Genomic DNA, 26,304 nt, shown 5'->3' with positions numbered 1-26,304 from the left:
GCCCCTGAGGTAGATGAAGGATGATTGAAGCAGACCGTCTGGTATCGCCAGACACCATCACCCCTGATGAGTTAATTGACCGAGCCATTCGCCCGCGTTTTCTGGCGGATTACGTCGGCCAGCCGCAGGTTACATCGCAAATGGAGATCTTCATCCAGGCGGCAAAACTGCGTGGGGATGCGCTTGATCATCTGTTAATTTTCGGCCCACCAGGTTTGGGTAAAACCACGCTGGCTAATATTGTTGCCAACGAGATGGGCGTTAACCTGCGAACCACTTCCGGCCCCGTACTGGAAAAGGCAGGTGACCTGGCAGCGATGCTGACCAACCTCGAACCGCATGATGTTTTGTTCATTGATGAAATCCACCGCCTTTCACCGGTTGTTGAAGAAGTACTGTATCCGGCGATGGAAGATTACCAGCTCGATATTATGATTGGTGAAGGTCCGGCGGCGCGTTCAATCAAAATTGATTTACCCCCGTTTACCCTGATTGGCGCGACAACTCGAGCGGGTTCTTTGACTTCGCCATTACGTGACCGTTTCGGCATTGTGCAGCGCCTCGAGTTTTATCAGGTTGCCGATTTGCAGCACATTGTTGGCCGCAGTGCCAGCGTGCTGGGGCTTGAGATGAGCGAAGAGGGCGCGCTGGAAGTGGCGCGTCGTGCGCGTGGTACACCGCGTATTGCTAACCGTTTATTGCGTCGTGTACGTGACTTTTCGGAAGTACGGCACGATGGCACCATTAATGGTGACATTGCGTCGCAAGCGCTGGATATGCTGAATGTTGATACCGAAGGCTTTGACTATATGGACCGCAAGCTATTGTTAGCGGTAATAGACAAATTCCTTGGCGGCCCGGTCGGGCTGGACAACCTCGCGGCAGCAATTGGTGAGGAACGGGAAACGATTGAAGATGTACTGGAACCCTTCCTGATTCAGCAGGGCTTCTTGCAACGTACGCCGCGCGGGCGAATGGCAACGCCAAGAGCCTGGACTCATTTTGGGATTGTGCCACCAGACGCCTAACAAGAAATAAAAAGGCGGATGGCACTTGCGCTCATCCGCCTTACAGTTTTGTTGGTTGGAACAGCGAATGCGCCATCCAACACTGTTTTATGCCGCTTGTTTCTTCGCCATACTCAGCACAAACAACACCGCCGAACTCAATACCACTGATGGCCCTGCGGGCGTGTCATAGAATGCTGAGAACGTCAGCCCACCCGTCACGGAAAGCATACCGATAATCACCGCGAAACCTGCCATCTGCTCAGGCGTGCGCGCAAAACGACGTGCGGTTGCCGCAGGAATAATCAGCAGCGAAGTGATAATCAGTGCACCAACAAATTTCATTGCAACGCCAATCGTCAGGGCTGTCACCAGCATCAACAGCATCTTCACTCGTTGCAGGTTAACCCCATCTACATGGGCGAGATCCGGGCTAATAGTCATCGACAACAAGTTGCGCCATTGCCAAAGCAGAACGCCGACGACCACCGCAACGCCCAACGCAATTGAGATAATGTCTGGCATGGTGACTGAAAGCAGGTCACCAAACAGATAGGCCATCAAATCGACACGGACGTTAGACATCAAACTCACGACCACCAGACCCAGCGACAAAGCACTGTGTGCCAGGATACCTAAGAGGGTATCTAATGCCAGATGTGGGCGTTTCTCGAGCCAGACCAGGCCGAAAGCCAACATTAACGTCACAGCAATCACCGCATAAAACGGATTTACATTGAGCAGCAGACCAAATGCAACGCCTAATAAAGAAGCGTGGGCAAGCGTATCGCCAAAGTAAGACATTCTACGCCAGACAACAAACGAGCCAAGCGGGCCAGCAGCGCACGCCAGCAGGATCCCGGCAAGCCAGCCGGGTAACAACAATTCAATCATGACTGGCCATTCCCTCTGCGCAGAACGATACGTCCGGTAAGATCGTGACGGTGATTATGGTGGTGACGATAAATGCCTAACTGCTCCGCACCACGCTGGCCGAACATCGAAATGAATTCCGGGTGCATCGACACCACTTCTGGCGTACCGGAGCAGCAAATGTGGTGGTTAAGGCACAGCACATCATCAGTTTTTGCCATCACTAGATGCAGGTCGTGGGAAACCATCAACACCGCACAATCCAATTCGTGGCGCAGTTGATCAATCAGGTTATACAGTGCCAATTGGCCATTTACATCAACACCTTGCGTAGGCTCATCAAGCACCAGCAATTGCGGTTGATTGAGCAGCGCGCGTGCCAACAGGACGCGTTGGTTTTCACCGCCGGAAAGCTTTTGCATCGGGGCTTCAATCAGATGAGCGGCTTGAACGCGTTTAAGCGCTGGCAGAATATCCGCTTTTTTCACGCCAGGGCGCAGGCGCATAAAACGACTTACCGTAAGCGGCAGGGTGGCATCCAGATGCAGTTTTTGCGGCACATAGCCAATACGCAGGTCGCGGTCGCGCTTGATAACTCCTTCGTCAGGTGCTACCAGCCCAAGAACCACACGCACCAGCGTTGATTTTCCAGCGCCATTTGGCCCGAGCAGCGTCAAAATTCGGCCAGGCTTGAGGTCGAGTGAAATATCAGACAGCACACGGCGTTGTCCGAAAGAAACAGAAATATTTTCCAGTGATACCAGATTTGTCATGACAATTTCAGGGGTTGCAGAAGTTAGCGAATGTTATAATATCACACATCTCTGATTCATAACGATGATAAGTCGCATTATGTTACATAAAAACTCATTTCTTTGCGCAGCTTTAACAACTGCTTTTATGGCTACCGCAGCCGTGCCCGCACAGGCCGCCGTGGTTGCCTCTATCAAGCCATTAGGTTTTATTGCCGCAGCGATCGCTGACGGCGTGACACCGACAGAGGTTTTACTGCCAGATGGCGCTTCTGAGCATGATTATGCACTTCGCCCATCGGATGTAAAACGCTTACAAAGCGCGGACTTAGTGGTGTGGGTTGGCCCAGAAATGGAAGCCTTCATGCAGAAGTCGGTTAATCAATTAGCTGAACAAAAACAAGTGCAATTGGCTGTATTGCCGGGTGTGAAACCGTTGCTCATGAAAGGCGGTGACGACGACGACCATGGTCATGAAGGACATGACAATTCAGCCGAAAATAGTGATGTAGATCACCATCATGGTGAATACAACATGCATATTTGGCTTTCACCAGAGGTAGCGCGGCTGTCGGCGGTTGCAATCCACGATAAATTAGTGGAACTTATGCCCCAAAATAGAGCCAAACTTGACGCCAACTTGCAATCTTTCGAGTTAGGATTAGCCAACATCGACAAGCAAGTGGCTAACGTGCTCGCACCGCTCAAAGGTGAAGGGTATTTCGTTTTTCACGACGCTTATGGCTACTTTGAAAAACACTACGGTCTAACACCTCTTGGTCATTTTACCGTGAACCCTGAAATCCAGCCCGGTGCGCAGCGTTTACATGACATCAGAACACAGTTGGTTGAGCAAAAAGCCGTGTGCGTATTTGCTGAACCACAATTCAGGCCGGCCGTGATCAATGCCGTAGCCCGTGGTACTAACGTCCGTTCCGGAACGCTGGACCCACTGGGGATTGAGGTTAAGCTCGGCAAAGACAGCTATATGCAGTTTTTGAACGGGCTTGCGAACCAGTATGCGAGCTGCCTGAAAGGAGATTAACGAGGAAGTGAATACGTGCAACAGATAGCCCGCTCTGTCGCCCTGGCATTCGACAATTTGTCCCGGCCCCACCGCGTTATGCTGGGGTCGCTTACAGTTCTTACACTTGCGGTCGCTGTTTGGCGACCGTACGTCTATCATCCTGAAGCCAGCCCTGTTATCAAAACCATTGAGCTTGAGAAAAACGAGATCCGTTCGTTGCTTCCTGAGGCCAGTGAACCTTTAGACCAGTCTCCAGACGCTGAAGACGACACCATTCCGCAAGATGAACTGGATGATAAAACCGCCGGTGAAGCTGGGGTTCATGAGTATGTCGTGTCTACCGGGGATACGCTTAGCAGCATCCTGAACCAGTACGGAATTGATATGGGTGATATCAGCCAGCTTGCCGCGGTTGATAAAGATCTGCGTAACCTGAAAATCGGTCAACAACTTTCCTGGACGTTAAATGCTGATGGCGAGTTACAACGCCTGACCTGGGAAATGTCGCGCCGTGAAACACGCACCTACGACCGTTCAGGTACGGCCTTTAAGCTCAGCAGCGAAATGCAGCAAGGCGAATGGGTTAACAATGTTTTGAAAGGCACGGTAGGCAGTAGTTTTGTCAGCAGCGCGAAAGATGCTGGATTAACCAGCGCTGAAATCAGCGGAGTTATCAAGGCCATGCAGTGGCAAATGGACTTCCGCAAAGTGAAGAAAGGCGATCAGTTCGCGGTGTTAATGTCTCGCGAAATGCTCGAAGGCAAACGTGAGCAAAGCCGTTTGGTTGGCGTGCGTCTACGCAGTGGCGGTAAAGATTATTACGCCATTCGTGCAGAAGACGGCAAGTTCTACGACAGAAGCGGTTCGGGTCTTGCGAAAGGCTTTATGCGCTTCCCGACGGCTAAACAGTTCCGTATTTCGTCAAACTTTAATCCTCGTCGCCTTAACCCGGTCACCGGTCGTGTTGCGCCGCACAAAGGTGTCGACTTTGCGATGCCGCAAGGTACGCCAGTGTTGGCTGTCGGTGATGGTGAAGTGGTGATGGCAAAACGTAGCGGTGCGGCAGGTTACTTCGTGGCTATTCGCCACGGGCGTTCATATACCACCCGCTACATGCACTTGAAGAAACTGTTAGTGAAGCCAGGTCAGAAAGTGAAACGCGGCGATCGTGTAGCACTGTCAGGCAATACCGGGCGCTCTACGGGGCCGCATTTGCATTATGAAGTGTGGGTTAACCAACAAGCGGTGAATCCGTTGACCGCGAAACTGCCACGTACCGAAGGGCTGACAGGCTCCGATCGTAACGAATATCTGGCTCAGGTTCGTGAAGTCACTCCACAGCTCAGTTTCAATTAATCCAGTGCTGTGAATAAAGCCGGTTCCCAGTAACCGGCTTTTTCTTTGTCTGAAAGGCATTACCCCGCTAAGATACTGATAAATTCATGTCATCAATGATTTGATGCTGTACTGAGAATATGAATGGAAAAAACTAAAAAAAGTCACAGTGAGTTCATTCCTGAATTTCAAAAGGCCTTCTTGCACCCGAAATTTTGGGGCGCCTGGCTAGGCGTTGGCGCTTTCGCTGGTATTGCGATGTTACCGCCGTCAATACGCGATCCTCTGCTGGGTAAAGTTGGGCGTATAGCCGGGCGCTTTGGTAAAAGTGCCCGCCGTCGCGCACAAATTAACTTGCTGTATTGCTTCCCGGAGATGCCGGAAGCCTCACGCGAAGCTGTCATCGACGAGATGTTTGCTACTGCTCCTCAAGCGATGGTGATGATGGCTGAGTTGGCGATCAAGGACCCGCAAAAGGTCATGCAGCGTGTTGACTGGCATGGCAAAGAGATTATCGACGAGTTAAAGCAGCGGGAAGAAAATGTGATTTTCCTGGTGCCGCACGGATGGGGCGTGGATATACCGGCGATGTTGTTGGCGTCGCAGGGGCAAAAAATGGCCGCCATGTTCCATAACCAGGGTAACCCATTATTTGACTACATGTGGAATACCGTGCGCCGCCGTTTCGGTGGCCGGTTACATGCGCGTAATGACGGGATTAAACCGTTTATCAGCTCTGTGCGTCAGGGGTATTGGGGATATTATTTGCCTGACCAGGACCACGGTGCTGAGCATAGTGAGTTCGTCGATTTCTTCGGCACCTATAAAGCGACATTACCGGCAATTGGCCGCTTGATGAAAGTAGCACGTGCGCGCGTTGTGCCATTGTTCCCGGTGTACAACAGCAAAACTCACCGCTTAGATATTCATATTCGTCCTCCGATGGACGATTTAGTTGATGCGGATGACAACACCATTGCTCGCCGAATGAATGAAGAAGTCGAAATTCTGGTGGGGCCGAATCTTGAACAATACACCTGGATTTTAAAATTGCTCAAAACCCGCAAGGAAGGGGAAACAGAACCCTACCGCCGCAAAGAGTTATATCCGAAGAAATAAGAAAAGGGCCAATTTGGCCCCTTTGTCATACAGCGATTGAATTACTCAACGCACAGAATGCGCGTCGTGTTGGTGGTACCAATGGTACTCATCACGTCGCCCTGGGTCACGATAACCAAATCACCGGAAATCAGGTAGCCTTTGTCACGCAGCAAATTCACTGCATCATTTGCAGCAGCAACACCGTCGCTTGGGCTATCGAAATGTACTGGCGTCACACCACGGTACAAAGAGGTGAGGTTCAGCGTACGCTCATGACGGGACATGGCGAAAATTGGCAAACCAGAGCTGATACGGGAAGTCATCAGCGCGGTGCGGCCTGATTCGGTCATGGTGATGATGGCGGTAACACCTTTAAGGTGGTTTGCCGCATACATTGCCGACATCGCAATCGCTTCTTCAACGTTGTCGAACTGCACGTCCAGACGGTGTTTAGAGACGTTGATGCTTGGGATTTTTTCTGCACCCAGGCAAACACGCGCCATTGCAGCAACCGTTTCAGCCGGGTATTGACCCGCAGCGGTTTCTGCAGAAAGCATCACCGCATCGGTACCATCAAGAACGGCGTTCGCCACGTCCATGACTTCGGCACGAGTTGGCATTGGGTTGGTAATCATTGACTCCATCATCTGAGTCGCAGTGATCACCGCACGGTTCAGTTTACGTGCGCGGCGAATCAGGGTTTTCTGAATACCGACCAGCTCAGGGTCACCGATTTCAACGCCCAGGTCGCCACGGGCAACCATAACCACGTCAGAAGCCAGGATAACGTCATCCATTGCCGCTTCGTCGCATACCGCTTCAGCACGCTCAACTTTTGCGACAATCTTCGCGTCACAGCCTGCTTCGCGCGCCAGGCGGCGAGCGTAGTTCAGATCTTCACCACAACGTGGGAAAGAAACCGCCAGATAATCGACACCGATTTTCGCTGCAGTGATGATGTCAGCTTTGTCTTTATCGGTCAGCGCTTCGGCTGACAGGCCGCCACCCAGTTTGTTGATGCCTTTATTATTCGACAGCGGGCCGCCTACGGTGACTTCGGTGAACACTTTCATACCCTGAACTTCGAGTACTTTTAGCTGAACACGGCCATCATCGAGCAGCAGGATGTCACCGGTGACCACGTCAGCGGGCAGACCTTTATAATCGATACCGACTTTTTCTTTATCGCCTTCACCTTTACCCAGGTTGGCATCCAGTAAGAATTTGTCGCCGATATTGAGGAAAACTTTACCTTCTTTAAAGGTAGAGACACGAATTTTTGGCCCTTGCAAATCGCCCAGAATAGCGACATGACGACCCAGTTTCGCGGCAATTTCACGAACTTTATCAGCACGGATCTGATGATCTTCTGCAGTACCGTGGGAGAAGTTCATACGCACCACGTTTGCGCCGGCTGCGATAATCTTTTCCAGATTATTGTCGCGATCGGTTGCCGGGCCTAAAGTGGTAACGATTTTGGTTCTACGTAGCCGTCTGGACATGTATTACTCCGTTGACTGAAACAACTTTGGTGTTGTGTTAACAAAAGATTCGGTAAATCGGAATGCGTTGAAAAACGCAATGTAACAACTTAACCGAATGACCTAAAAAGTTACAGCTTTGTTATATCTGTCTTACTTCGAGCTGCGGGGGTGCTGGCTGCAACTCAAACGATTTAAGCAGACTAATTTTGTTTTACTGGCTATCGCCAGAAACGAATAGCTCCTTATCAAAACGCGATTCTTTGAGCGCTTCTTTGACTCGCTTCAAGTTATCTCTGAATTTCGCGCCACGACGTAAAGTAAAACCGGTTGCCAGTACATCAATCACCGTTAATTGCGCGAGGCGAGAAACCATAGGCATATAAATGTCGGTATCTTCTGGCACGTCCAGCAGTAAAGAGAGGGTGGCTTCGCGAGCCAGTGGTGAGCCTTCAGAGGTAATGGCCAGCACAATGGCGTCGTTTTCACGCGCTAATTGCGCCAGTTCAACGAGGTTTTTGGTGCGTCCGGTATGCGAGATAAGCACGACAACATCTTCTTCACTGCAATTCATGCAGCTCATACGCTGTAACACCACATCATCAGAATAGATAACTGGCACGTTAAAACGGAAGAATTTGTTCATCGCATCATGTGCGACCGCGGCCGAGGAACCCAAACCAAAGAAGGCAATTTTCTTCGCCTGCGTGAGTAAATCTACAGCGCGATTAACGGCAGCCATATCCAGTGATTGCCTGACCTGGTCAAGACTTGCCATCGCTGATTCAAAGATTTTGCCGGTATAAGCTTCTACACTGTCATCTTCGTCAACATTCCGGTTTACATAAGGAGTGCCATTCGCCAGACTTTGCGCTAAATGTAATTTAAAATCCGGGAAGCCTTTGGTTTCAAGACGGCGGCAAAAGCGGTTGACTGTCGGTTCGCTAACGTCAGCGCTGCGGGCGAGGGTAGCAATGCTTGAGTGAATGGCATCTTGCGGTGCGGTAAGAATCACTTCTGCGACTTTACGTTCTGATTTGCTAAGGTGTTCCAGTTGGGACTGGATTTTGTCCAGCATATTCATAGGTGTCCGGCACTCATGGATTTTGTCGATTTCACTAACAGGAGAAATCGCGACACGATTTAGCAAGAATATACGCTTGCCCATCAGCGATTGGGCGGGAGAATGGGTGTAATGATGTTGTTTTTTTTCATTACATGATCAGCGTCTAACTTTAGACATGATATACATCAACAATAAATCGTCAGAAAATTCCACGGCACATCGCTAAAAGTGGCACTGACGGGCAAATGTTGCCCATGAATGTGATCTGATAATGGGCAAAGGTTTACCTGAATTCACTAAAAGCAGTACATTATTCTGTAATAAAATTACAAACGGGCCGGTGAATCCCCCGGACATCCGAAACGAGGAGAATAGACATGGCGGTAACGCAGACAGCTCAGGCATGTGACCTGGTGATTTTCGGTGCAAAAGGCGACCTTGCGCGTCGGAAACTGCTGCCATCCCTGTATCAGTTGGAAAAGGCGGGGCAGATTCACCCGGACACTCGCATCCTGGGTGTAGGCCGCGCAGACTGGGATAAAGAGGCGTATACCAAAGTGGTACGCGAAGCGATCGAAACCTTTATGAAGGAAAAGATCGACGAAAGCCTGTGGGACAAATTGAGTAGCCGTCTCGATTTTTGCAACCTGGATGTTAACGATACTGCGGCGTTTACCAAACTCGGTAAGATGCTCGATCAGCAAAACCGTGTCACGATTAACTACTTTGCGATGCCACCAAGTACTTTTGGTGCCATCTGCAAAGGATTGGGTAAAGCGAAACTTAACGCTAAACCTGCTCGTGTGGTGATGGAAAAGCCACTCGGCACCTCACTGGTGACTTCTCAGCAAATCAACGATCAGGTTGGTGAGTATTTTGAAGAGTGCCAGGTTTACCGTATTGACCACTACTTAGGTAAAGAAACCGTACTGAACCTGCTGGCGCTGCGTTTTGCGAACTCCCTGTTTGCCAATAACTGGGATAACAAAACTATCGATCATGTGGAAATCACCGTAGCGGAAGAAGTCGGGATTGAAGGGCGCTGGGGTTACTTTGACCAGGCCGGTCAAATGCGCGACATGATTCAAAACCACCTGCTGCAAATCCTGTGCATGATTGCCATGTCACCACCATCCGATCTGACTGCCGACCATATCCGCGACGAGAAAGTGAAAGTTCTGCAATCCCTGCGCCGTATTGACCGTAGCAATGTGCGCGAGAAAACGGTTCGTGGCCAGTACACGGCGGGCTTTGCACAGGGTAAAAAAGTCCCGGGTTACCTGGAAGAAGAAGGTGCCAACAAAACGAGCGGCACTGAAACCTTCGTGGCTATCCGTGTGGATATCGACAACTGGCGTTGGGCTGGCGTGCCATTCTACCTGCGTACCGGGAAACGTCTGCCGACAAAATGCTCTGAGGTCGTGGTTTACTTCAAGAGCCCTGCACTGAACCTGTTTAAAGATTCCTGGCAAGATTTGCCGCAAAACAAACTTACCATCCGTCTGCAACCGGACGAAGGTGTGGATATCCAGGTGCTCAACAAAGTGCCAGGGCTTGATCACAAGCACAACCTGCAAACCACCAAACTGGATCTGAGTTACTCCGAAACCTTTAACGAAACACATCTGGCAGATGCTTACGAGCGCCTGCTTCTGGAGACCATGCGTGGTATTCAGGCACTGTTCGTGCGTCGTGACGAAGTAGAAGAAGCGTGGAAATGGGTCGACTCCATCACTGAAGCATGGGCTGCGGACAATGATGCACCTAAGCCATATCAGGCCGGAACCTGGGGACCAGTGGCATCGGTGGCGATGATTACCCGTGATGGGCGTTCATGGAACGAATTTGAGTAATCCCCGTCATCCTTCAAGTTGCAGGGGGGTTGGCAGCACTCGCTCACCCCAGTCACTTACTAATGTAAGCTGCTGGGGATTCGGTCATTTGCCGTCTACCTGCAACTCGACTGATTTAGCGGATGGAATCGGTGTCATTGTGTAAAAATCGTGTAACAAACGATTCGTATTTTACCGGTAACATGATCTGGCGCCAAAGTGGTGAAAATTTTTTAATATAAAAGCCCTGACTGGATTCACCAGCAGGGCTTTTTTATTTACACTAGCTGAAGCGATTTTGCCCCGATGGTACGGATTGCCGCCTCATTGAGAGAAAAGAGCCGGTAACCTCGACCACCTGCCCAAAGCGACGGCAGCCACTTTAAAGAGGATCTTTTATGAATCCAATTTTGTTACGCGTAACAAAGCGCATCGTTGAACGTTCCCGCCAGACCCGTGAAACTTATCTGGCTCGCATCGAAAAAGCGAAGTCCAACACAGTCCACCGATCTGAGCTGGCGTGCGGAAATCTGGCCCACGGTTTTGCTGCTTGTCAGCCGGAAGATAAAGCTTCGCTGAAAAGTATGCTGCGTAACAACATTGCGATCATTACCTCCTACAACGACATGCTCTCCGCGCATCAACCTTATGAGTATTACCCTGATCAGATTCGTAAAGCGTTGCACTCTGTTGGTGCCGTAGGGCAGGTTGCAGGTGGTGTGCCAGCGATGTGTGATGGCGTGACTCAGGGCCAGGACGGCATGGAGCTTTCATTGCTGAGCCGCGAAATTATCGCGATGTCCACCGCTATCGGCCTGTCCCACAACATGTTCGACGGCGCGCTGTACCTGGGCGTATGCGACAAAATTGTCCCCGGTTTGACTATGGCTGCACTCTCATTTGGCCATTTACCAGCGGTGTTTGTGCCGTCAGGCCCAATGGCCAGTGGTTTGGCCAATAAAGAGAAAGTACGCATTCGCCAGCTTTATGCTGAAGGCAAAGTTGACCGTCTGGCATTACTGGAATCTGAAGCTGCTTCTTATCATGCGCCAGGCACCTGTACTTTTTACGGCACCGCCAATACCAACCAAATGGTGGTTGAGTTTATGGGGATGCAGCTCCCGGGTTCTTCGTTTGTTCATCCGGATGCCCCTCTGCGCCATGAACTAACGGCAGCAGCGGCACGTCAGGTAACGCGCCTGACAGGAAATGGCAACGAGTGGATGCCACTCGGTAAAATGATTGACGAAAAAGTAGTGGTCAATGGCATTGTTGCGTTGTTGGCAACCGGCGGTTCTACCAACCATACGATGCACCTGGTCGCGATGGCGCGTGCAGCAGGTATCATCATTAACTGGGATGATTTCTCTGATCTTTCTGATGTGGTGCCTTTGCTGGCGCGCCTGTACCCGAACGGCCCGGCGGACATCAATCACTTCCAGGCCGCGGGCGGTGTGCCAGTGCTAATGCGCGAATTGCTCAAAGGTGGCCTGCTGCATGAAGACGTGAACACTGTTGCGGGCTTTGGCCTGCATCACTACACCATGGAACCATGGCTGGATAATGGGCAGCTTGCATGGCGTGAAGGTGCGACAACCGCACTCGATACCGATGTCATTGCAACCTTTGAAAAACCATTCTCCAAACACGGCGGCACCAAAGTGCTTAGCGGTAACCTCGGCCGTGCAGTAATGAAAACCTCTGCAGTTCCCGTGGAAAATCAAATTATCGAAGCTCCCGCCGTCATCTTTGAAAGCCAGCATGACGTTTTGCCAGCGTTTGAAGCAGGTCTGCTGGACCGTGACTGCGTGGTTGTTGTGCGCCATCAAGGGCCAAAAGCGAATGGCATGCCAGAATTACATAAACTTATGCCGCCACTTGGGGTATTATTGGACCGCTGTTTCAAAATTGCGTTAGTCACTGATGGACGACTGTCGGGTGCATCAGGTAAGGTGCCCTCAGCAATCCATGTTACGCCAGAAGCCTATGATGGTGGGTTGCTGGCGAAAGTCCGTGATGGCGATATGATTCGCGTCAATGGTCAAACGGGTGAACTGACATTGCTGGTCGATGATGCAGAGCTTGCAAAACGCACTGCATATCACCCGGACCTCAGCGCTGATCGCGTTGGAACCGGCCGTGAACTATTTAGCGCGTTACGCGAACAGTTATCTGGCGCGGAACAGGGCGCGACCTGCATTAAATTTTAAGGACCAGATGTAGCAATTGCCGCACTGGAAACGAATTATAAAGTTGGTTGAAGAGGCCTTATTAGATGAAAAACTGGAAAACTACTGCGGAACAGATCCTGAAAACAGGGCCGGTTGTCCCGGTTATTGTAATTAACAAACTGGAACACGCAGTACCAATGGCTAAAGCATTAGTTGCTGGTGGCGTGCGCGTTCTGGAAGTGACTCTGCGTACTCCATGTGCAATGGACGCGATTCGCGCTATCGCTAAAGAAGTACCAGAAGCGATTATTGGTGCGGGTACCGTTCTGAACCCAGAGCAACTGGCAGAAGTGACCGAAGCTGGCGCGCAGTTCGCTATCAGCCCAGGTCTGACTGAGCCACTGTTGAAAGCGGCAACCGAAGGCTCAATTCCATTGATTCCGGGTATCAGCACTGTTTCTGAACTGATGCTGGGTCTGGATTACGGCTTGAAAGAATTCAAATTCTTCCCGGCTGAAGCGAATGGTGGCACCAAAGCACTGCAAGCTATTGCGGGCCCATTCTCTCAGGTTCGTTTCTGCCCAACTGGCGGGATCACACCGGCTAACTACCGTGATTACCTGGCACTGAAAAGCGTTCTGTGTATCGGTGGCTCATGGTTGGTTCCGGCTGACGCACTGGAAGCAGGTGATTACGACCGTATTACTCAGCTTGCTCGTGAAGCGGTTGAAGGCGCGAAATAATACGCCATTCTTTAAGTTGTAGCTGCGTAAAACCGGTCACATAGATAACGATGTGACCGGTTTTTTTATCCTTTGACGATAACCGCTTTGGTTGCGGCAATCGCACGCGCAATCGCATCTTCCACGCTAGAACCTGTTGCCAGCGTGACACCCATACGGCGTTTACCTTCAATCTCCGGCTTACCAAACAGACGCACCTGCAAACCGGCACCTACCGCACCCGCGACGTTACCGTACTGGACGTTATCACTGGTTAATTCTGGCAGGATCACCGCAGAAGCCGCCGGGCCATACTGGCGAATATCGCCAATTGGCAAGCCGAGGAAGGCGCGGACATGTAATGCAAACTCTGACAAATCCTGAGAAATCAGCGTCACCATGCCGGTATCATGTGGACGCGGGGAAACCTCGCTGAAAATGACCTCATCGCCACAGACAAACAGCTCAACGCCAAACAACCCGAAGCCCCCTAAGGATTTCACGACTTTCTCGGCAATTTCCTGCGCGCGACAAATCGCAACATCACTCATCTTTTGTGGCTGCCACGACTCACGATAATCGCCGTCTTCCTGACGATGACCAATTGGCGCGCAGAAATGCACGCCATCGATTGCGCTGATGGTCAACAAAGTGATTTCAAAATCAAAATTCACCACCCCTTCGACAATGACGCGTCCTTTGCCTGCCCGGCCACCGAGTTGAGCGTATTCCCAGGCTTTGGCTAACTGGTCGGCATTGCGGATAAAGCTTTGCCCTTTGCCTGAAGAGCTCATTACCGGTTTAACGATGCAAGGGAAGCCAATTTCTTCGACGGCTTGCAAGAAAGCGCTTTCGCTATCGGCAAAGCGGTAGCTTGAAGTGGGCAGTTCTAACTCTTCAGCTGCCAGACGACGAATACCTTCGCGGTTCATGGTCAACTTAGTGGCTCGGGCGCACGGGACAACGTTCTGGCCTTGCTGCTCCAGTTCTACCAGCATATCCGTGGCAATGGCTTCAATTTCGGGAACGATAAAATCGGGCATTTCAGCAGCGACCAGCTTTTTAAGTTCGGCACCATCAAGCATATTAATGACATGACTACGGTGCGCGACGTGCATCGCTGGGGCATCAGCGTAGCGGTCTACGGCAATCACTTCCAGCCCCAGACGTTGACATTCAATTGCCACTTCTTTTCCTAATTCGCCTGAACCCAACAACATCACACGTGTAGCTGAAGGACGAAGCGCTGTTCCCAACATTGACATAATCTGTATACCCAAACGGAGAAAATAGACCGGCGAATTATAAACGAAAACGTTTGCGTACGCAGCGACTTTCCCGCTTGCGATGCAAGGGTAATATTATTATACTGTTTAAATAAACAGTTAAGCCGGAGCTGCAAAATGGCGGTTGAAATCAAATACGTTGTAGTACGAGAGGGGCAAGAAAAAATGTCATTTGCCAGTAAAAAGGACGCAGACGCCTATGACAAAATGCTCGACCTGGCCGAAGTGTTGAGTGACTGGCTCACTCAAAGCCCAATTGCTCTCGAAGAAGGCCAAAATGACGTGCTGGCCATGTGGATGGCAGAAAACAAAGATGTGCTTTCGACCGTACTGAAAAGCGGAAAATTGCCAGAGCTGGAAACGGCAACAGCAGCAGATGAAACGCCTGAAGTCGTTACTGAAGAAGAGGCTTCTGATGATAAAGTAGCCGAACATCCACGTAAACGCACCAAAGCCGCTTAAGTTTTATCGCGTCGGAATACCGGCGCGGTTCTTTTCTCATCTTTAGTCTTATCAGACACTTCTTGACAGCCTTTCACCTAACCTCAGTGGCTATGTTCTAAAACAAGGGTGTCTCTCATGAGTAATTGGTTACAGCAGCTTCAGTCTATGCTGGGGCAAGCGACACAGCCCGGCCAAAAATCTTCCAGGCACAATCAACCCACTCAAGATCCTCAGGGGCTGAGCAAATTACTGGTACCTGGCGCGCTGGGTGGCTTAGCGGGGTTACTGCTGGCAAGTAAATCATCGCGTAAATTACTCACTAAATACGGAACCAGCGCGCTGTTGGTTGGCGGTGGGGCAGTCGCTGGAAGCGTGATGTGGAGCAAATATAAAGATCGCGTCCGTGAAACCCATCAGGGGGAGCCGCAATTTGGGCAGCAACAATCGCCAGTTGATGTGCGGACCCAGCGTCTGGTAATGGCATTGGTCTTTGCCGCGAAAAGTGACGGCCATATCGATGACAAAGAGCGCCAGATAATCGAACAACAGTTGCGGGATGCGGGTATTGAAGAGTCAGGCCGTACGCTGATTCAACAGGCTATCGATCAACCGCTTGATCCACAGCGTTTGGTACAAGGCGTTAATAACGAAGAAGAAGCTCTGGAACTTTATTTCCTCAGCTGTGCGGCAATCGACATCGACCACTTTATGGAACGTAGCTATCTCAGTGCGTTAGGTGATGCGCTAAAAATCCCACAAGATGTGCGCGAAGGTATTGAAAAAGATATTCAGCAACAGAAACTCAATCTGCCGGGTTAACCCCGGCATTTTTCTCAAAATCCCACGTTACGCTTGCAAGGCTGTCTTAATTTGCCACCCTTACAGGGTGTTAACTCAAAAATGAAAATCGACATGCCACCAAAAGCTAAAAAAATTCCTCACACCATGTCAGTTCATGGCGATACCCGCATCGATAACTATTATTGGTTGCGCGACGACGAGCGCGCAGATGCGCAAGTACTTGATTATCTGCATCAGGAAAATGATTACGGCCATCAAGTCATGAGCACGCAACAGGCGCTACAAGAACGCTTGCTCAAAGAGATGATCGACCGTATCCCACAACGCGATGTCTCCGCGCCCTATACGCAAAATGGCTATCGTTATCGCCAGGTTTTTGAAACCGGAAATGAATACGCCATTTATCAGCGCCAGTCGGTGATGCTGGCTGAATGGGAAGAGTGGAGCACGCTGGTGGATGGTAATCGCCGTGCTGCCCACAGTGAATTTTATACGATGGGCGGGATGAGCATCACGCCTGACAATACTGTGCTGGCATTGGCGGAAGATTTTCTTTCGCGTCGCCAGTACGGTTTGCGTTTCCGCAATCTGGAAACCGGGAACTGGTACCCGGAAGTGCTGGAAAATGTCGACAGCAGTTTTGTCTGGGCGAATGATTCCGCCACGCTTTACTACGTCCGCAAGCACCCTAAAACGCTGCTGCCATATCAGGTCTGGCGACATACGGTAGGGCATCCTTCCACGTCCGACGAGTTGGTTTACGAAGAGAAGGACGAAATGTTTTATGTCAGCGTGCATAAAACGACTTCGAAGCATTTTGTCCTGATTTACCTGAGCAGCGCGACGACCAGCGAAGTGTTGTTGCTGGATGCCGAGCTGGTGGATGCGCAGCCACAAAGTTTTGCACCACGCCGTAAAGACCACGAATACACTCTCGATCACTATCAACATCATTTTTATCTGCGTTCGAATCGTGAAGGCAAAAACTTTGGTTTGTATCGCTCAAAAGTGCGCGACGAAAGCCAATGGGAAGAGCTGATTCCACCGCGTGAAAACGTCATGCTGGAAGGGTTTACGTTGTTTACCGATTGGCTGGTTGTTGAAGAACGCCAGCAAGGGCTAACCAGCCTACGGCAAATTAACCGTAAAACGCACGAAGTGACCGGAATTGCTTTTGACGATCCGGCATACGTAACTTGGGTTGGTTACAATCCTGAACCGGAATCTTCCCGACTACGTTACGGTTACTCGTCAATGACTACGCCTGATACCTTATTCGAGCTGGATATGGATACCGGCGAGCGGCGCGTCATTAAACAAAGCGAAGTGGCGGGATTTGATGCCAGTCACTATCGCAGTGAACATTTATGGATAACGGTACGAGATGGCGTCCAAGTGCCGGTATCACTGGTTTATCACCGTGAACATTTCATCCGTGGGAAAAATCCACTTTTGGTGTACGGCTACGGCTCGTATGGCAGCAGTATGGATGCTGATTTCAGCAGCAGCCGTTTGAGCCTGTTAGACCGTGGTTTTGTCTATGCGATTGCCCACGTGCGTGGCGGCGGTGAGCTTGGCCAACAATGGTATGAAGACGGCAAATACCTAAAGAAAATGAATACATTCAATGATTATCTGGATGTGTGTGATGGTTTGCTGAAGTTGGGATACGGCGATGAAAATCTGTTGTATTCCATGGGGGGGAGCGCAGGCGGGTTATTAGTGGGCGCGGCTATCAATATGCGTCCGGATTTGTTTCACGGTGTGGTCGCGCAAGTGCCATTTGTTGACGTGCTTACCACCATGCTGGACGAGTCAATTCCGTTAACCACGGGTGAATTTGAAGAATGGGGGAATCCGCAAGATGTTGAGTATTACCACTACATCAAACAGTACAGCCCATACGACCAAATCACCGCGCAGGCTTATCCGCATATACTGGTGACCACGGGCTTGCACGACTCGCAAGTGCAGTATTGGGAACCCGCCAAATGGGTCGCAAAATTGCGCGAAACACGTATCGACGATAACTTGCTGTTGTTATGTACTGATATGGACTCGGGGCATGGTGGGAAATCAGGGCGATTCAAATCATACGAAGGTGTGGCGCTGGAGTTCGCGTTCTTGATTGCCCTGGCGCAAGGCACCTTACCAGGGCGTGTGGAGTAATGCGTTTTTACCCTTCGAGATAATGTTTCAGCGTCATTCTGAGATCCGGTGCTAATTCTTTGATGTTATTTAACATCCAACGTAAATAGCCCGGATCTTTATCCGCAATTTCAGCAATGGGCTGGCCACGATACTTGCCAAATGCCATGGTGGTCACCATCGCTGGACGGCCAGTAATAGTCACCATCTGATCGGGTGTCCAGCCGGATTCTTCCATAATCCGCAACAGCAAAGCGGCGGTAATGTAGCAATCGAACAGGGCGCGGTGGTGATGCAAGCCTGCCGGTGTTTCCACTTCAAGCTTGAGCGATTTATATAAACCCATGTTGCTGTATTTGATACCGGGCCATAAACGGCGGGCCAGTTTTACGGTACAAATCCATTCGCTGTCAGGCAGTTCAGGCAACATTCGCTGGTCAAAGCTGGCGTTATGGGCGACATAATAGGGGCTGCCGTGGTAGCGCGGAATGACATCTTCAATCCACGGTTTATTCGCCACCATTTCTTCAGTAATCTTATGAATGGCCATCGCCTGGTGACCAATGGGACGATCCGGACGCACCAGATCGCTCATTGGATTAACAATTTCACCATTGACGATATCGACAGACGCCACTTCCACCACGCCGCCCTGCAAACCGCAGGTTTCCGTATCAATAATGCGCAGCATATTCACTCCATCAGAACTTCGCTGGTTTCAATAACGCGCTAGCGTAATGGAATGATTTCTCCGTGCCAACCTTTCTCATCGCGCCGACCAACGGCCAGCAATTCGCCATGATCGGCGCGCACCACTAACTCGCCGCGATCATCCCAACAGGCACTACGTCCCGCGGAGCGGTATTTGCCGGTCGAAAAAGCATGATTAGCCAGCAATACCGGCAAATTGTATTTACGCGCCCAACGTTGCAGATACATTTCATCGTGCTGGTAACTGATTTCGTTAATGAACTTGCCTGTGGCGTAAAGACTTGCGCCCATCTCAGCAGCGCTGCGTGGCCAGGTTTCTTCATCGCTGCCGGTACTGAACCCCATCGCGACGCTACGATTATGCAAACCAACCAAAGGGGTATGCTGGCCTGGAAGGTCAATATCGCTTGAAAGAGGTTTGCAACAGGCGACGCGCGAACCATCAGGCAAAAAGCCTACAGAACCGGGTGAAACACCTCCTTTACACCGCAGGGGCAAACCCACGACGATAGTCATTTTGTGTTCTATGGCGGCATTTTGCAGAGGATTAAGACGTTCATCAGTGAAGGGTAGTGCGCAGTCGTGGTGATTTTCTATGTTGAAACCAGTGAGGGATAGTTCGGGAAAAATCAGGAGATCAATTTGTTCACGGACTGCACAACGAACAAAGTCTAAGTGATGTGAGATATTAGATTCGAGGTCATCGGGGGTGGCGCCGTATTGCGCCGCCGCAACATTCCAGACAGGCATATGCTCTTCCTTAATCAATCTACCTAACAGCCATCTTCCTATGGCCGCAACAGGTAATTCCTGTGTTTGGTTCTAAAACCCAAGAAAAATCTTAACATCAATTTTGTCAGGAAGTTTAAGGCTGTGAATATTTATTTCACTTTAGGCTCATATGGCAGACGTGAAAGATTAACTGATGCCAGGCGATGTGCAATCAGGCGTTCTCTGAACCAATCACGTAGGTGGGCAGGTTGCTCGCGTTCAACGACTTCGGCAATCACCGGCATATTATAACGTTCCTTAAAGGCCACGCCTGCCGCAGCAAGATCCACATTGATCTTATCCATTTCGTCCTGGGGTAATTCAGCAAGATTGTGATTCATTTTGGTCTCCTGTTTTGTGCCGCAAAGGTACTTGCAGATGAAGTTGATGACAAGTCTTTACATTTATTGATAGCTGTTCTCATCTCGACTTCACCTGGGCTCAAGGTTATCCTTTTGCCGTCTTGAATAAGAAAAAGGAATAGTTGATATGGCTTTCACTCGATCTCGTCTTTTTACCCTCGCGACTCTTTTAACGGCTCTTACCGCTTCTGGCTCAGCATTTGCGCATGCGCATCTTGAGCATCAATACCCTGCGGCAGATGCTTCAGTCACGGCGTCACCGCAGGCAATTACCCTCAATTTTTCTGAAGGAGTAGAAGCTAATTTTAGCGGGATTACGCTGACCGGGCCACAGCAAGTCGCCGTGAAAACCGGCATGGCAAAACGTAACGAAAAAGACGAAAAACAGCTCATCGTGCCAGTCGAGGAGGCACTGAAACCAGGTGCATACCAGGTCGACTGGCATGTGGTGTCGGTTGACGGACATAAAACCAAAGGGAAGTACCTGTTCTCGGTGAAATAAGCGGGATGCTACCTTCTTTCTATATCGCGCTGCGATTCATCCATTTTGCTGCCCTTATGGTGCTGCTTGGCAGCACCATTTCATGCTCAATGTTAGCGCCTCAGGCATTTAAGCCGGTCCTCATCCGCCGTCTGCAATGGCAGTGGCATTCTGCAGTCTGGATGACAATGCTTAGCGCAGTATTGCTGTTATGTGCTCAGGCGGGAATGATGGGCAGTGGATGGCAGGACACCATCAATCCACAGGTTTGGCTAGCCGTGCTGGGCACGCGTTTTGGTTCTGTGTGGCTGTGGCAGATTTCACTCGGTTTCGTGACGGTTGTGGTGCTGATGTTAAAACCGCGCAACTTGCAATCTTTACTGCTAACCCTCGCCGCAGGGCAACTCATTTTGCTGGCTGGTGTTGGGCATGCCGCAATGCGCGAAGATTTTTATGGTGGCTTACAGCGCCTGAACCACGCAGTGCATTTACTTAGCGCTGGCTGGTGGATCGGAGGCCTTTTGCCGCTGATTATGTGCATGCGCATGGCTAGAAAACCACGCTGGCGGGGGGCTGCGATCACCGCGATGATGCGTTTTTCCCGTTACGGGCATCTGGCGGTTGCCGCTGTGCTACTAAGCGGATTAATCAACAGTCTGATGATTCTGGGCTGGTCATTGCCACTGGAAAGCGACTATGTGCGTTTCTTGTTGGTGAAGGTTGTCTTTGTTGCCGTGATGGTTATCATCGCACTGTATAACCGTTATTATTTGGTGCCCCGATTCAACCGTGCTCCAACGGCAACAAAACAGTTTGTCCGGTTAACCTGGCTGGAAATCATTTTGTCGGTGGCGGTACTCCTTGCGGTTAGCATTTTCGCTACCTGGGAACCGTACTGAAGACATTATTTGCTCAAGAGAAATTCATGAAAAAAAGTATTTTGACATTGCTGTTGCTGGTTTGCGCAGGTGGTGCGTTTGCGGCACCACAAATTATCACCGTGAGCCGTTTTGAAATGGGTAAAGATAACTGGGCGTTTAACCGCGAAGAGGTGATGTTGAGTTGCCGTGCGGGCCAGGCGTTGTTTGTCATCAACCCAAGCACACTGATGCAGTACCCGCTAAATGATATTGCTGAGCAACAAGTGGCGAGCGGCAAGACCACTGGCCAGCCAATCTCTGTCATTCAGATAGATGATCCACAGGCGCCAGGGCAAAAAAAGAGCCTCGCACCATTTATTGAGCGTGCACAGAAGCTATGTAGCTAAACACGCTAACTTCTTTATTTGTCATAAAAAAACCGCCATATCCGAGAGCCGGATATGGCGGTTTTTGTTTTAAATGTCACCTGTAACACAGTTTTTTTTCGAACACTTTAGCGCCCGACTGGAAAAGCTGCGCCGGTAAACTATTCTTAGAAGGCAAGGCGAAGTCTGCCTGCATTAATGCCAACTTTTAGCGCACGGCTCTCTCCCAAGAGCCATTTCCCTGGACCGAATATAGGAATCGTATTCGGTCTTTTTTTATTCTTCTTTTTTATCAATAAGTTAAAAGTAGATGCACGAAATTACACGAAAAATCCACGAAATTCGATATCCGGTCTTTTTGCTCTGTTAAATTAATGTAAACATTTTCTCCCTCACATCCAAGTACTTTTCGGTCATTTTTTCCGACTTATGACCGAGCAGTTTTTGGGTGAATTCCTTTCCAAAAGCTTTCTCATAAAGTCGACCTGCCAGGCTGCGGATCTCATGAAACGTTGGCGGACAGTCGCTTAGTTCAATTCCTGCGTTCTTGCGCGCCTTCACAAATCCTTTAGTCAGGCTACCTGCTGGTTTGATGTCAGCTATCGCTGAAAAAGAGTCATCCTGGAACCCGCTGGCAATTAACAAAGAATCGGGTGCTGCAGGCCTGTTCCAGTTTATGCCAGGTACTGCGAAAGGCTACGGTCTTGAAGGGGATGATGTTTTCGACCCAAACAAGGCGACTATCGCTGCTGCAAAATACTTGCAAGACAACATGAAATGCTACGATGGCGATATCGCTAAGAGCCTTACTCAGTACAACGGCGGGCGTATCGATAAAGAGGGAAGGGGGTCTATCCGCTCCTGGCTCAACTGTCTACCACTATGCGTAGTCAGACACTGTCGATGGTCAACTCGGAGAGTTATCTTGGTGTGCAGGTGGTTATGCAAAACAGGATCATTCGCGTATTTGATAACACTACCGTTGAAGGTAGTGGGATTCAGATTTTGCCGCAGGAGTTACTGGGCCAACCCACATGGATCGGTCCTTTCAACGTTTCGTTTAAATGTCCAATGCGCGCTGACCTGCGTTGTGGGGATTTGGTGGAATTACCCGCAAATATTATTTCTGGCCCCTCATCGCTTCTGGCTGTCAACAGTGACAGCTCGTACGCATCGGTGCGAAATACCGTGAATTTTACGGGCATGTTTCATATCACCTCCGTTCGATACGTCGGACAATACATCTCCACGGACAACAGCAATTCCTGGGTAACCATTTACGAAGCCATTGCGCAGGCAATATAAAATGAGCGATTCGCAAAAATTTCCACTTATGAAAGCGATGACGAATATGATCCAGACTCAGACCGATGACAGGTTTGCTATGTCGGGTCGTTCGCTTCCTTGTCATGTTGTCGCTGTTAAAGGGCAGATTGTCACGGTGCAGTTCGACATGCTGCCGGATGGTATTCAATACCCAGAGATTACGATCCCGATTGCTGCGTCCCATTATATTCACTACCGAATCCAGATTGGTGATAAAGGCGTGACGGTTGCAGCCGATGATGTCTCTTTACGTGGTGTTTCTGGCCTGGGTGCCGGTATAGCAAGCAAGTCATTCTCTGGATCACTAACGCCGCAGTTTTTTGTTCCTCTCTCAAATGCAGGATGGGAAGAAGAAGATCCGGACACCGGGCCTGCAGGTGTCACCCTGAAAACAAAGAGCGGCGGGGCGTCGGTAACTGTTGATGATGCGGCTATCACACTCACTATTGGTGACCAGGTGCTGGAACTAAGTGCCTCTGGCCTGACGCACAACGGCGTGAATATTGGTGCGACTCACACTCATGATGTTGAAGATGTTGAGTCCGGTGGAAGTACCAAAACCTCGGAGGTACCGAAGTGAGAACATGGGGCCGCGTCACTGACGAAAACGGCAATAAAAAATGGGTTGAAGTGTCATCTGATGATAACGGGGACTTCTCGTACGGTTGGCTGACGACGTTGATCCAGACACTAAAACTTGGGTTGGGCGAATCTCCGTTCTATGTGCAATACGGCATACCGGCGCAACAGTCCATTGTTACGCAGATATACCCGGATTATTACGTCAACATGACGCAGCAACAATTTGCTGGTTTCTTCGCGTCGCTTTCCATTGCCAGAGTGGGTGGAGCGGTTAGCCCCACCTATGACATTCAGGCTGTGTTTTTAAACGGGGTAACTTTCAGAGGGGAAATTGCTGTTTAACTTTAAACGTCAGAAAGTGCTCGCGTAACAGAATCTCGTAAAACAGAGAGTCGGGATATTTCACATGTAATTATCTCGTTACGTATATGGTTATTGTAAACAATATACATCTCTCCGGTGCTATCAATGTTGAACATTTTGCATAAATAATCAATTTTATGTAAATCGGTTTTAACTGAGTCGATGTAACGTATTTTCGCGTCAGCAGGCAATGTTATTGATTCGTAAAACTGATGCATTAGTGCATCAATTTCTTTTCTTATCTTACCCGATTCGTCGCTCAGGCAATTACTTGCTGCCCCACCTGATGGTGCTTCACTCATACAAATGTTGAATTCTGTTGATGCCAAATTGCCACCATACACAGGATCATCTGCGGAATTTTGTATAGAGGTGAGTCCATACGTTAAAGCGCCTTGAGGGAGATCGTAAGAGAACGCGGGTTGAGCGATAAACGAAACAAATACTGCGGCCAAAAAAACTAATTTTTTCATATTTATCCTTCAGGGGAAATTATGTCTGACATACCTGTAATAGTTACCCAGTCTGGCGCACAACCCACGCCACCAAAAATACTTCTCGCGAAACTGATCACCAACGTTTCGGAGATTGTTCCAGGATTCACCGCTAATCTACCAGCCGGATTAATTACCGACTTAGCAAGCACTGCTAAGGGCGCGCTGGCGCTCATTGATAGCGCGTTGGTCGACACCATTAACTCTGTAACACCGTACGGCGCTAACATCCCGCTGTTGATGCAGGAGGGCAACATTTACGGCGTTACACAGGGGGTGGGCTATAGCACCTCCGTCAATGTAGTGTTCATGGGGTCGCCAGGCTTTGTTATCTCGAAGGGATTTATTGTCTCGGACGGTAACCATCAATATGCAGTGCAAAACAACGTCATCATACCGACGGGTGGTCAAACCGAGTCAGTCTATTGCCTGGCGACCACAAGCGGAACGTGGGCGGTACCCGCAGGTTCGGTAACAAAAACCACGGCCTCACTGACCTGTACGAACATCAATGCTGGTTTACCTGGTGCCAGCGAGCAGCCGGTTTCGGCTTATCGTGCGCAGGTCATGCAGGCGAGGATGGCGACCGCATAGGGCGTCCCAGCGTTCTTAAAAACACTCCTCGAAAAAGTTTCCGGTGTACAAAAGAACCTGATTTCTTACAGAAATGTGGGGGCTGGTAAGTGGGTCGTCGTCGTTGGCGGCGGTGATCCGTACGAGGTTGGACTCGCCACTTATAACGCAGTGCCAGATGTATCCATGCTAACGGGGGATGTATTCGACGACGAAGGGAATCAACCGGATAGCGTGACCATCACGATATCGGACTTTCCCGACTATTATGACATCCCCTTTGTTATCCCAACTTCGCAGATGGTCAACTTGGTATTAACCTGGAATTTGAGATTTGATGACCCGTTTGATCCGGACAGTATCGCTATAGCAGCCACCCAGCCGCTGGTCGACTATATCAACTCGCTGGCCGTGAGCGAGCCGATGAGTATTTATCAAATCGGCAGCGTTTTCCTGGCATCGATTAGCAAGCTGGTTGAACCCTCACAGGTATCGTTAATTGAAACGAATATCTGGATTGATGGTGTCATTGCTGAACCCGCACCGGAATCGGGTTTGATTTATGGGAATAAATATAAATATTTCACAACCGACCAGTCATATGTCATGGTGAAGCAATATGGCAGTTGATAAAATTATTCCTACTTACCCGTTCGTTCAATATAACGATGATCCTAATATCGTTGCCTTATTCACAGCCTATAACGCGATGGCGCAAGAGTACCTTTCTGCATTCAATGCGCTAACGCTCTCGTACTGGCCTGATGATAGCATTCAGGGTTATCTGCTCGACTGGATTGCGGCAGGGATATACGGGCAAGAGCGACCGTATTTAAGAATATCCGAAGGTACTGTATCAAAAGGCATGTATGACAGTGTTGAGTACAACACCGTCCCTTACGCAAAATTAAAATCTTACACGCCGAGTAAGACTCAATATCTTCCCGATGATCACTTCAAGCGAATACTGACGTGGAATTTTTATAAGGGCGATGGATTCCAGTTTTCAATTCCGTGGCTGAAACGGCGGTCAGCACGATTTATTCATGGAAAGGCTGGCGTCGACCCTTTTATCAGTAACACTTTTGGTATTAGCGTTATCAGCTATGGCACCATTTTCGATATTACTATTCCTGAGTATGGGGACTGCGTGGATATCTCCGTAACATCATGGATACGCATTGATGGTACGCCATCTATGTCAATGCGCGGAGCAGTCAGTATCACTGATTGCCGCTACAGCAAACCCGATAGCAGCGCCATTGATTGTGTTATCACAGCAAACGGAAAATCATTCCCGTTCACCGCATCACCCAATGGCAGTATAGTGATCCTACCCACGTAATGCA

29 protein-coding genes and 1 pseudogene are annotated in these 26,304 nt (G+C 49.8%); 20 read left to right on the top strand and 10 right to left on the bottom strand.

Annotation, left to right across the window (positions count from 1 at the left end):
* Positions 1–20: 20 nt before the first annotated feature.
* The gene (gene ruvB / locus D8682_RS04815) at positions 21–1,028 is read left to right on the top strand and encodes a Holliday junction branch migration DNA helicase RuvB (protein WP_121813651.1); all 1,008 of its coding nucleotides are present in this window, start codon (positions 21–23) and stop codon (positions 1,026–1,028) included.
* A gap of 87 nt (positions 1,029–1,115) precedes the next feature.
* On the opposite strand, the gene znuB is transcribed toward ruvB, so the two are convergent.
* Together znuB and znuC are read right to left on the bottom strand one after the other, a co-directional pair.
* The gene (gene znuB, locus D8682_RS04810) at positions 1,116–1,901 is read right to left on the bottom strand and encodes a zinc ABC transporter permease subunit ZnuB (RefSeq protein WP_064545898.1); all 786 of its coding nucleotides are present in this window, start codon (positions 1,899–1,901) and stop codon (positions 1,116–1,118) included.
* Positions 1,898–2,653 (bottom strand): zinc ABC transporter ATP-binding protein ZnuC, encoded by a 756-nt coding sequence (gene znuC, locus D8682_RS04805; protein WP_064545899.1) that lies wholly within the window; start codon positions 2,651–2,653, stop codon positions 1,898–1,900. Before znuC ends, znuB begins: the two co-directional genes overlap by 4 nt.
* Positions 2,654–2,732: 79 nt before the next feature.
* On the opposite strand from znuC, the gene znuA reads away from it, so the two are divergent.
* From znuA to lpxM, 3 genes are all read left to right on the top strand, one after another.
* Positions 2,733–3,677 carry a zinc ABC transporter substrate-binding protein ZnuA gene (znuA, locus tag D8682_RS04800; RefSeq protein WP_064545900.1) on the top strand — a complete coding sequence of 315 codons (945 nt, stop codon included), beginning with the start codon at positions 2,733–2,735 and terminating at the stop codon, positions 3,675–3,677.
* Positions 3,678–3,692: 15 nt separating this feature from the next.
* On the top strand, positions 3,693–5,015 hold the full coding sequence (mepM, locus tag D8682_RS04795) for a murein DD-endopeptidase MepM (protein ID WP_074388553.1): 1,323 nt from the start codon (positions 3,693–3,695) through the stop codon (positions 5,013–5,015).
* Between the two features lie 123 nt (positions 5,016–5,138).
* Positions 5,139–6,113: a lauroyl-Kdo(2)-lipid IV(A) myristoyltransferase gene (gene lpxM, locus D8682_RS04790; RefSeq protein WP_064545904.1), complete on the top strand. Its 975-nt coding sequence runs from the start codon at positions 5,139–5,141 to the stop codon at positions 6,111–6,113.
* A 41-nt stretch (positions 6,114–6,154) separates the two neighbouring features.
* On the opposite strand, the gene pyk is transcribed toward lpxM, so the two are convergent.
* On the bottom strand, positions 6,155–7,597 hold the full coding sequence (gene pyk / locus D8682_RS04785) for a pyruvate kinase (RefSeq protein ID WP_064545906.1): 1,443 nt from the start codon (positions 7,595–7,597) through the stop codon (positions 6,155–6,157).
* 193 nt (positions 7,598–7,790) lie between these two features.
* Positions 7,791–8,660 (bottom strand): MurR/RpiR family transcriptional regulator, encoded by an 870-nt coding sequence (locus D8682_RS04780; RefSeq protein ID WP_064545908.1) that lies wholly within the window; start codon positions 8,658–8,660, stop codon positions 7,791–7,793.
* 359 nt (positions 8,661–9,019) lie between these two features.
* Between D8682_RS04780 and zwf the strand changes: the two genes are divergently transcribed.
* The 3 genes from zwf to D8682_RS04765 all read left to right on the top strand — a co-directional run bounded on the left by zwf (position 9,020) and on the right by D8682_RS04765 (position 13,388).
* Positions 9,020–10,495: a glucose-6-phosphate dehydrogenase gene (zwf, locus tag D8682_RS04775; RefSeq protein ID WP_064545910.1), complete on the top strand. Its 1,476-nt coding sequence runs from the start codon at positions 9,020–9,022 to the stop codon at positions 10,493–10,495.
* 377 nt (positions 10,496–10,872) lie between these two features.
* On the top strand, positions 10,873–12,684 hold the full coding sequence (edd, locus tag D8682_RS04770; protein WP_064545912.1) for a phosphogluconate dehydratase: 1,812 nt from the start codon (positions 10,873–10,875) through the stop codon (positions 12,682–12,684).
* Between the two features lie 65 nt (positions 12,685–12,749).
* Positions 12,750–13,388, top strand: a complete 639-nt coding sequence (locus tag D8682_RS04765; protein WP_121813650.1) for a bifunctional 4-hydroxy-2-oxoglutarate aldolase/2-dehydro-3-deoxy-phosphogluconate aldolase — start codon at positions 12,750–12,752, stop codon at positions 13,386–13,388.
* 65 nt (positions 13,389–13,453) lie between these two features.
* On the opposite strand, the gene purT is transcribed toward D8682_RS04765, so the two are convergent.
* Positions 13,454–14,632, bottom strand: a complete 1,179-nt coding sequence (gene purT, locus D8682_RS04760; RefSeq protein ID WP_121813649.1) for a formate-dependent phosphoribosylglycinamide formyltransferase — start codon at positions 14,630–14,632, stop codon at positions 13,454–13,456.
* Between the two features lie 138 nt (positions 14,633–14,770).
* Here purT and D8682_RS04755 point away from each other — a divergent pair, with 138 nt between their 5' ends.
* The 3 genes from D8682_RS04755 (at position 14,771) to ptrB (ending at position 18,067) form a co-directional block, all read left to right on the top strand.
* Entirely contained in the window at positions 14,771–15,115 is a 345-nt protein-coding gene (locus D8682_RS04755; RefSeq protein WP_064545919.1) for a YebG family protein, read from the top strand.
* A 117-nt stretch (positions 15,116–15,232) separates the two neighbouring features.
* Positions 15,233–15,916: a tellurite resistance TerB family protein gene (locus tag D8682_RS04750; RefSeq protein WP_064545920.1), complete on the top strand. Its 684-nt coding sequence runs from the start codon at positions 15,233–15,235 to the stop codon at positions 15,914–15,916.
* Positions 15,917–16,009: 93 nt separating this feature from the next.
* On the top strand, positions 16,010–18,067 hold the full coding sequence (gene ptrB / locus D8682_RS04745) for an oligopeptidase B (protein ID WP_064546017.1): 2,058 nt from the start codon (positions 16,010–16,012) through the stop codon (positions 18,065–18,067).
* A 7-nt stretch (positions 18,068–18,074) separates the two neighbouring features.
* Here the strand turns inward: ptrB and exoX are convergent, their stop codons facing one another.
* The 3 genes from exoX to D8682_RS04730 all read right to left on the bottom strand — a co-directional run bounded on the left by exoX (position 18,075) and on the right by D8682_RS04730 (position 19,869).
* Positions 18,075–18,737, bottom strand: a complete 663-nt coding sequence (exoX, locus tag D8682_RS04740; protein WP_064545921.1) for an exodeoxyribonuclease X — start codon at positions 18,735–18,737, stop codon at positions 18,075–18,077.
* 38 nt (positions 18,738–18,775) lie between these two features.
* Positions 18,776–19,507: a carbon-nitrogen hydrolase family protein gene (locus D8682_RS04735; protein ID WP_121813648.1), complete on the bottom strand. Its 732-nt coding sequence runs from the start codon at positions 19,505–19,507 to the stop codon at positions 18,776–18,778.
* A gap of 131 nt (positions 19,508–19,638) precedes the next feature.
* Entirely contained in the window at positions 19,639–19,869 is a 231-nt protein-coding gene (locus tag D8682_RS04730; protein WP_034495983.1) for a DNA polymerase III subunit theta, read from the bottom strand.
* 148 nt (positions 19,870–20,017) lie between these two features.
* Here D8682_RS04730 and yobA point away from each other — a divergent pair, with 148 nt between their 5' ends.
* Genes yobA through D8682_RS04715 form a run of 3 tightly spaced genes read left to right on the top strand, consistent with a single transcriptional unit; the run spans position 20,018 to position 21,638 of the window.
* Positions 20,018–20,392, top strand: coding sequence for a CopC domain-containing protein YobA (gene yobA, locus D8682_RS04725; protein WP_064545923.1), 375 nt, complete (start codon positions 20,018–20,020; stop codon positions 20,390–20,392).
* A gap of 5 nt (positions 20,393–20,397) precedes the next feature.
* Positions 20,398–21,270, top strand: coding sequence for a copper homeostasis membrane protein CopD (gene copD / locus D8682_RS04720; protein WP_064545924.1), 873 nt, complete (start codon positions 20,398–20,400; stop codon positions 21,268–21,270).
* 26 nt (positions 21,271–21,296) lie between these two features.
* Entirely contained in the window at positions 21,297–21,638 is a 342-nt protein-coding gene (locus D8682_RS04715; RefSeq protein ID WP_064545927.1) for a YebY family protein, read from the top strand.
* Between the two features lie 345 nt (positions 21,639–21,983).
* Here D8682_RS04715 and D8682_RS04710 read toward each other — a convergent pair whose 3' ends face one another.
* Entirely contained in the window at positions 21,984–22,262 is a 279-nt protein-coding gene (locus tag D8682_RS04710; RefSeq protein ID WP_238392818.1) for a tyrosine-type recombinase/integrase, read from the bottom strand.
* On the opposite strand from D8682_RS04710, the pseudogene D8682_RS27090 reads away from it, so the two are divergent.
* The 4 genes and pseudogenes from D8682_RS27090 to D8682_RS04695 form a co-directional block, all read left to right on the top strand.
* Positions 22,210–22,392: pseudogene (locus D8682_RS27090) on the top strand (transglycosylase SLT domain-containing protein); the annotation flags it as partial. The gene D8682_RS04710 and the pseudogene D8682_RS27090 overlap by 53 nt on opposite strands.
* Before the next feature lie 167 nt (positions 22,393–22,559).
* Positions 22,560–22,922, top strand: coding sequence for a hypothetical protein (locus D8682_RS27085; RefSeq protein WP_238392863.1), 363 nt, complete (start codon positions 22,560–22,562; stop codon positions 22,920–22,922).
* 46 nt (positions 22,923–22,968) lie between these two features.
* Complete coding sequence (locus D8682_RS04700; RefSeq protein ID WP_238392817.1) at positions 22,969–23,523, top strand: phage baseplate protein; 555 nt, start codon at positions 22,969–22,971, stop codon at positions 23,521–23,523.
* Positions 23,520–23,867 carry a hypothetical protein gene (locus D8682_RS04695; protein WP_121813645.1) on the top strand — a complete coding sequence of 116 codons (348 nt, stop codon included), beginning with the start codon at positions 23,520–23,522 and terminating at the stop codon, positions 23,865–23,867. Before D8682_RS04700 ends, D8682_RS04695 begins: the two co-directional genes overlap by 4 nt.
* Before the next feature lie 2 nt (positions 23,868–23,869).
* On the opposite strand, the gene D8682_RS04690 is transcribed toward D8682_RS04695, so the two are convergent.
* Positions 23,870–24,361 (bottom strand): hypothetical protein, encoded by a 492-nt coding sequence (locus tag D8682_RS04690; RefSeq protein ID WP_121813644.1) that lies wholly within the window; start codon positions 24,359–24,361, stop codon positions 23,870–23,872.
* Positions 24,362–24,382: 21 nt separating this feature from the next.
* Here D8682_RS04690 and D8682_RS27080 point away from each other — a divergent pair, with 21 nt between their 5' ends.
* From D8682_RS27080 to D8682_RS04680, 3 genes are all read left to right on the top strand, one after another.
* Positions 24,383–24,976: a hypothetical protein gene (locus D8682_RS27080; RefSeq protein WP_238392816.1), complete on the top strand. Its 594-nt coding sequence runs from the start codon at positions 24,383–24,385 to the stop codon at positions 24,974–24,976.
* A 165-nt stretch (positions 24,977–25,141) separates the two neighbouring features.
* Positions 25,142–25,585: a hypothetical protein gene (locus D8682_RS27075; RefSeq protein WP_238392815.1), complete on the top strand. Its 444-nt coding sequence runs from the start codon at positions 25,142–25,144 to the stop codon at positions 25,583–25,585.
* Positions 25,575–26,300 (top strand): hypothetical protein, encoded by a 726-nt coding sequence (locus D8682_RS04680; protein WP_202914372.1) that lies wholly within the window; start codon positions 25,575–25,577, stop codon positions 26,298–26,300. The genes D8682_RS27075 and D8682_RS04680 overlap by 11 nt, the downstream gene beginning before the upstream one ends.
* The last annotated feature ends 4 nt before the right edge of the window (positions 26,301–26,304 follow it).

It is taken from the genome of Buttiauxella sp. 3AFRM03 (assembly GCF_003675305.1).
Lineage (GTDB): Bacteria > Pseudomonadota > Gammaproteobacteria > Enterobacterales > Enterobacteriaceae > Buttiauxella > Buttiauxella ferragutiae.
Note: the sequence above shows the minus strand (reverse complement) of the source record. Positions and strands in the feature narration are given on the sequence as shown.

Excerpts from the sequence above, each read along its gene's own strand:
- ruvB (WP_121813651.1), top strand. The coding sequence starts at position 21 with ATGATTGAAGCAGACCGTCTGGTATCGCCAGACACCATCACCCCTGAT.
- znuB (WP_064545898.1), bottom strand. The coding sequence starts at position 1,901 with ATGATTGAATTGTTGTTACCCGGCTGGCTTGCCGGGATCCTGCTGGCG.
- znuC (WP_064545899.1), bottom strand. The coding sequence starts at position 2,653 with ATGACAAATCTGGTATCACTGGAAAATATTTCTGTTTCTTTCGGACAA.
- znuA (WP_064545900.1), top strand. The coding sequence starts at position 2,733 with ATGTTACATAAAAACTCATTTCTTTGCGCAGCTTTAACAACTGCTTTT.
- lpxM (WP_064545904.1), top strand. The coding sequence starts at position 5,139 with ATGGAAAAAACTAAAAAAAGTCACAGTGAGTTCATTCCTGAATTTCAA.
- pyk (WP_064545906.1), bottom strand. The coding sequence starts at position 7,597 with ATGTCCAGACGGCTACGTAGAACCAAAATCGTTACCACTTTAGGCCCG.
- D8682_RS04780 (WP_064545908.1), bottom strand. The coding sequence starts at position 8,660 with ATGAATATGCTGGACAAAATCCAGTCCCAACTGGAACACCTTAGCAAA.
- zwf (WP_064545910.1), top strand. The coding sequence starts at position 9,020 with ATGGCGGTAACGCAGACAGCTCAGGCATGTGACCTGGTGATTTTCGGT.
- edd (WP_064545912.1), top strand. The coding sequence starts at position 10,873 with ATGAATCCAATTTTGTTACGCGTAACAAAGCGCATCGTTGAACGTTCC.
- D8682_RS04765 (WP_121813650.1), top strand. The coding sequence starts at position 12,750 with ATGAAAAACTGGAAAACTACTGCGGAACAGATCCTGAAAACAGGGCCG.
- purT (WP_121813649.1), bottom strand. The coding sequence starts at position 14,632 with ATGTCAATGTTGGGAACAGCGCTTCGTCCTTCAGCTACACGTGTGATG.
- D8682_RS04755 (WP_064545919.1), top strand. The coding sequence starts at position 14,771 with ATGGCGGTTGAAATCAAATACGTTGTAGTACGAGAGGGGCAAGAAAAA.
- D8682_RS04750 (WP_064545920.1), top strand. The coding sequence starts at position 15,233 with ATGAGTAATTGGTTACAGCAGCTTCAGTCTATGCTGGGGCAAGCGACA.
- ptrB (WP_064546017.1), top strand. The coding sequence starts at position 16,010 with ATGCCACCAAAAGCTAAAAAAATTCCTCACACCATGTCAGTTCATGGC.
- exoX (WP_064545921.1), bottom strand. The coding sequence starts at position 18,737 with ATGCTGCGCATTATTGATACGGAAACCTGCGGTTTGCAGGGCGGCGTG.
- D8682_RS04735 (WP_121813648.1), bottom strand. The coding sequence starts at position 19,507 with ATGCCTGTCTGGAATGTTGCGGCGGCGCAATACGGCGCCACCCCCGAT.
- D8682_RS04730 (WP_034495983.1), bottom strand. The coding sequence starts at position 19,869 with ATGAATCACAATCTTGCTGAATTACCCCAGGACGAAATGGATAAGATC.
- yobA (WP_064545923.1), top strand. The coding sequence starts at position 20,018 with ATGGCTTTCACTCGATCTCGTCTTTTTACCCTCGCGACTCTTTTAACG.
- copD (WP_064545924.1), top strand. The coding sequence starts at position 20,398 with ATGCTACCTTCTTTCTATATCGCGCTGCGATTCATCCATTTTGCTGCC.
- D8682_RS04715 (WP_064545927.1), top strand. The coding sequence starts at position 21,297 with ATGAAAAAAAGTATTTTGACATTGCTGTTGCTGGTTTGCGCAGGTGGT.
- D8682_RS27085 (WP_238392863.1), top strand. The coding sequence starts at position 22,560 with ATGCAAAACAGGATCATTCGCGTATTTGATAACACTACCGTTGAAGGT.
- D8682_RS04700 (WP_238392817.1), top strand. The coding sequence starts at position 22,969 with ATGATCCAGACTCAGACCGATGACAGGTTTGCTATGTCGGGTCGTTCG.
- D8682_RS04690 (WP_121813644.1), bottom strand. The coding sequence starts at position 24,361 with ATGAAAAAATTAGTTTTTTTGGCCGCAGTATTTGTTTCGTTTATCGCT.
- D8682_RS27080 (WP_238392816.1), top strand. The coding sequence starts at position 24,383 with ATGTCTGACATACCTGTAATAGTTACCCAGTCTGGCGCACAACCCACG.
- D8682_RS27075 (WP_238392815.1), top strand. The coding sequence starts at position 25,142 with ATGCTAACGGGGGATGTATTCGACGACGAAGGGAATCAACCGGATAGC.
- D8682_RS04680 (WP_202914372.1), top strand. The coding sequence starts at position 25,575 with ATGGCAGTTGATAAAATTATTCCTACTTACCCGTTCGTTCAATATAAC.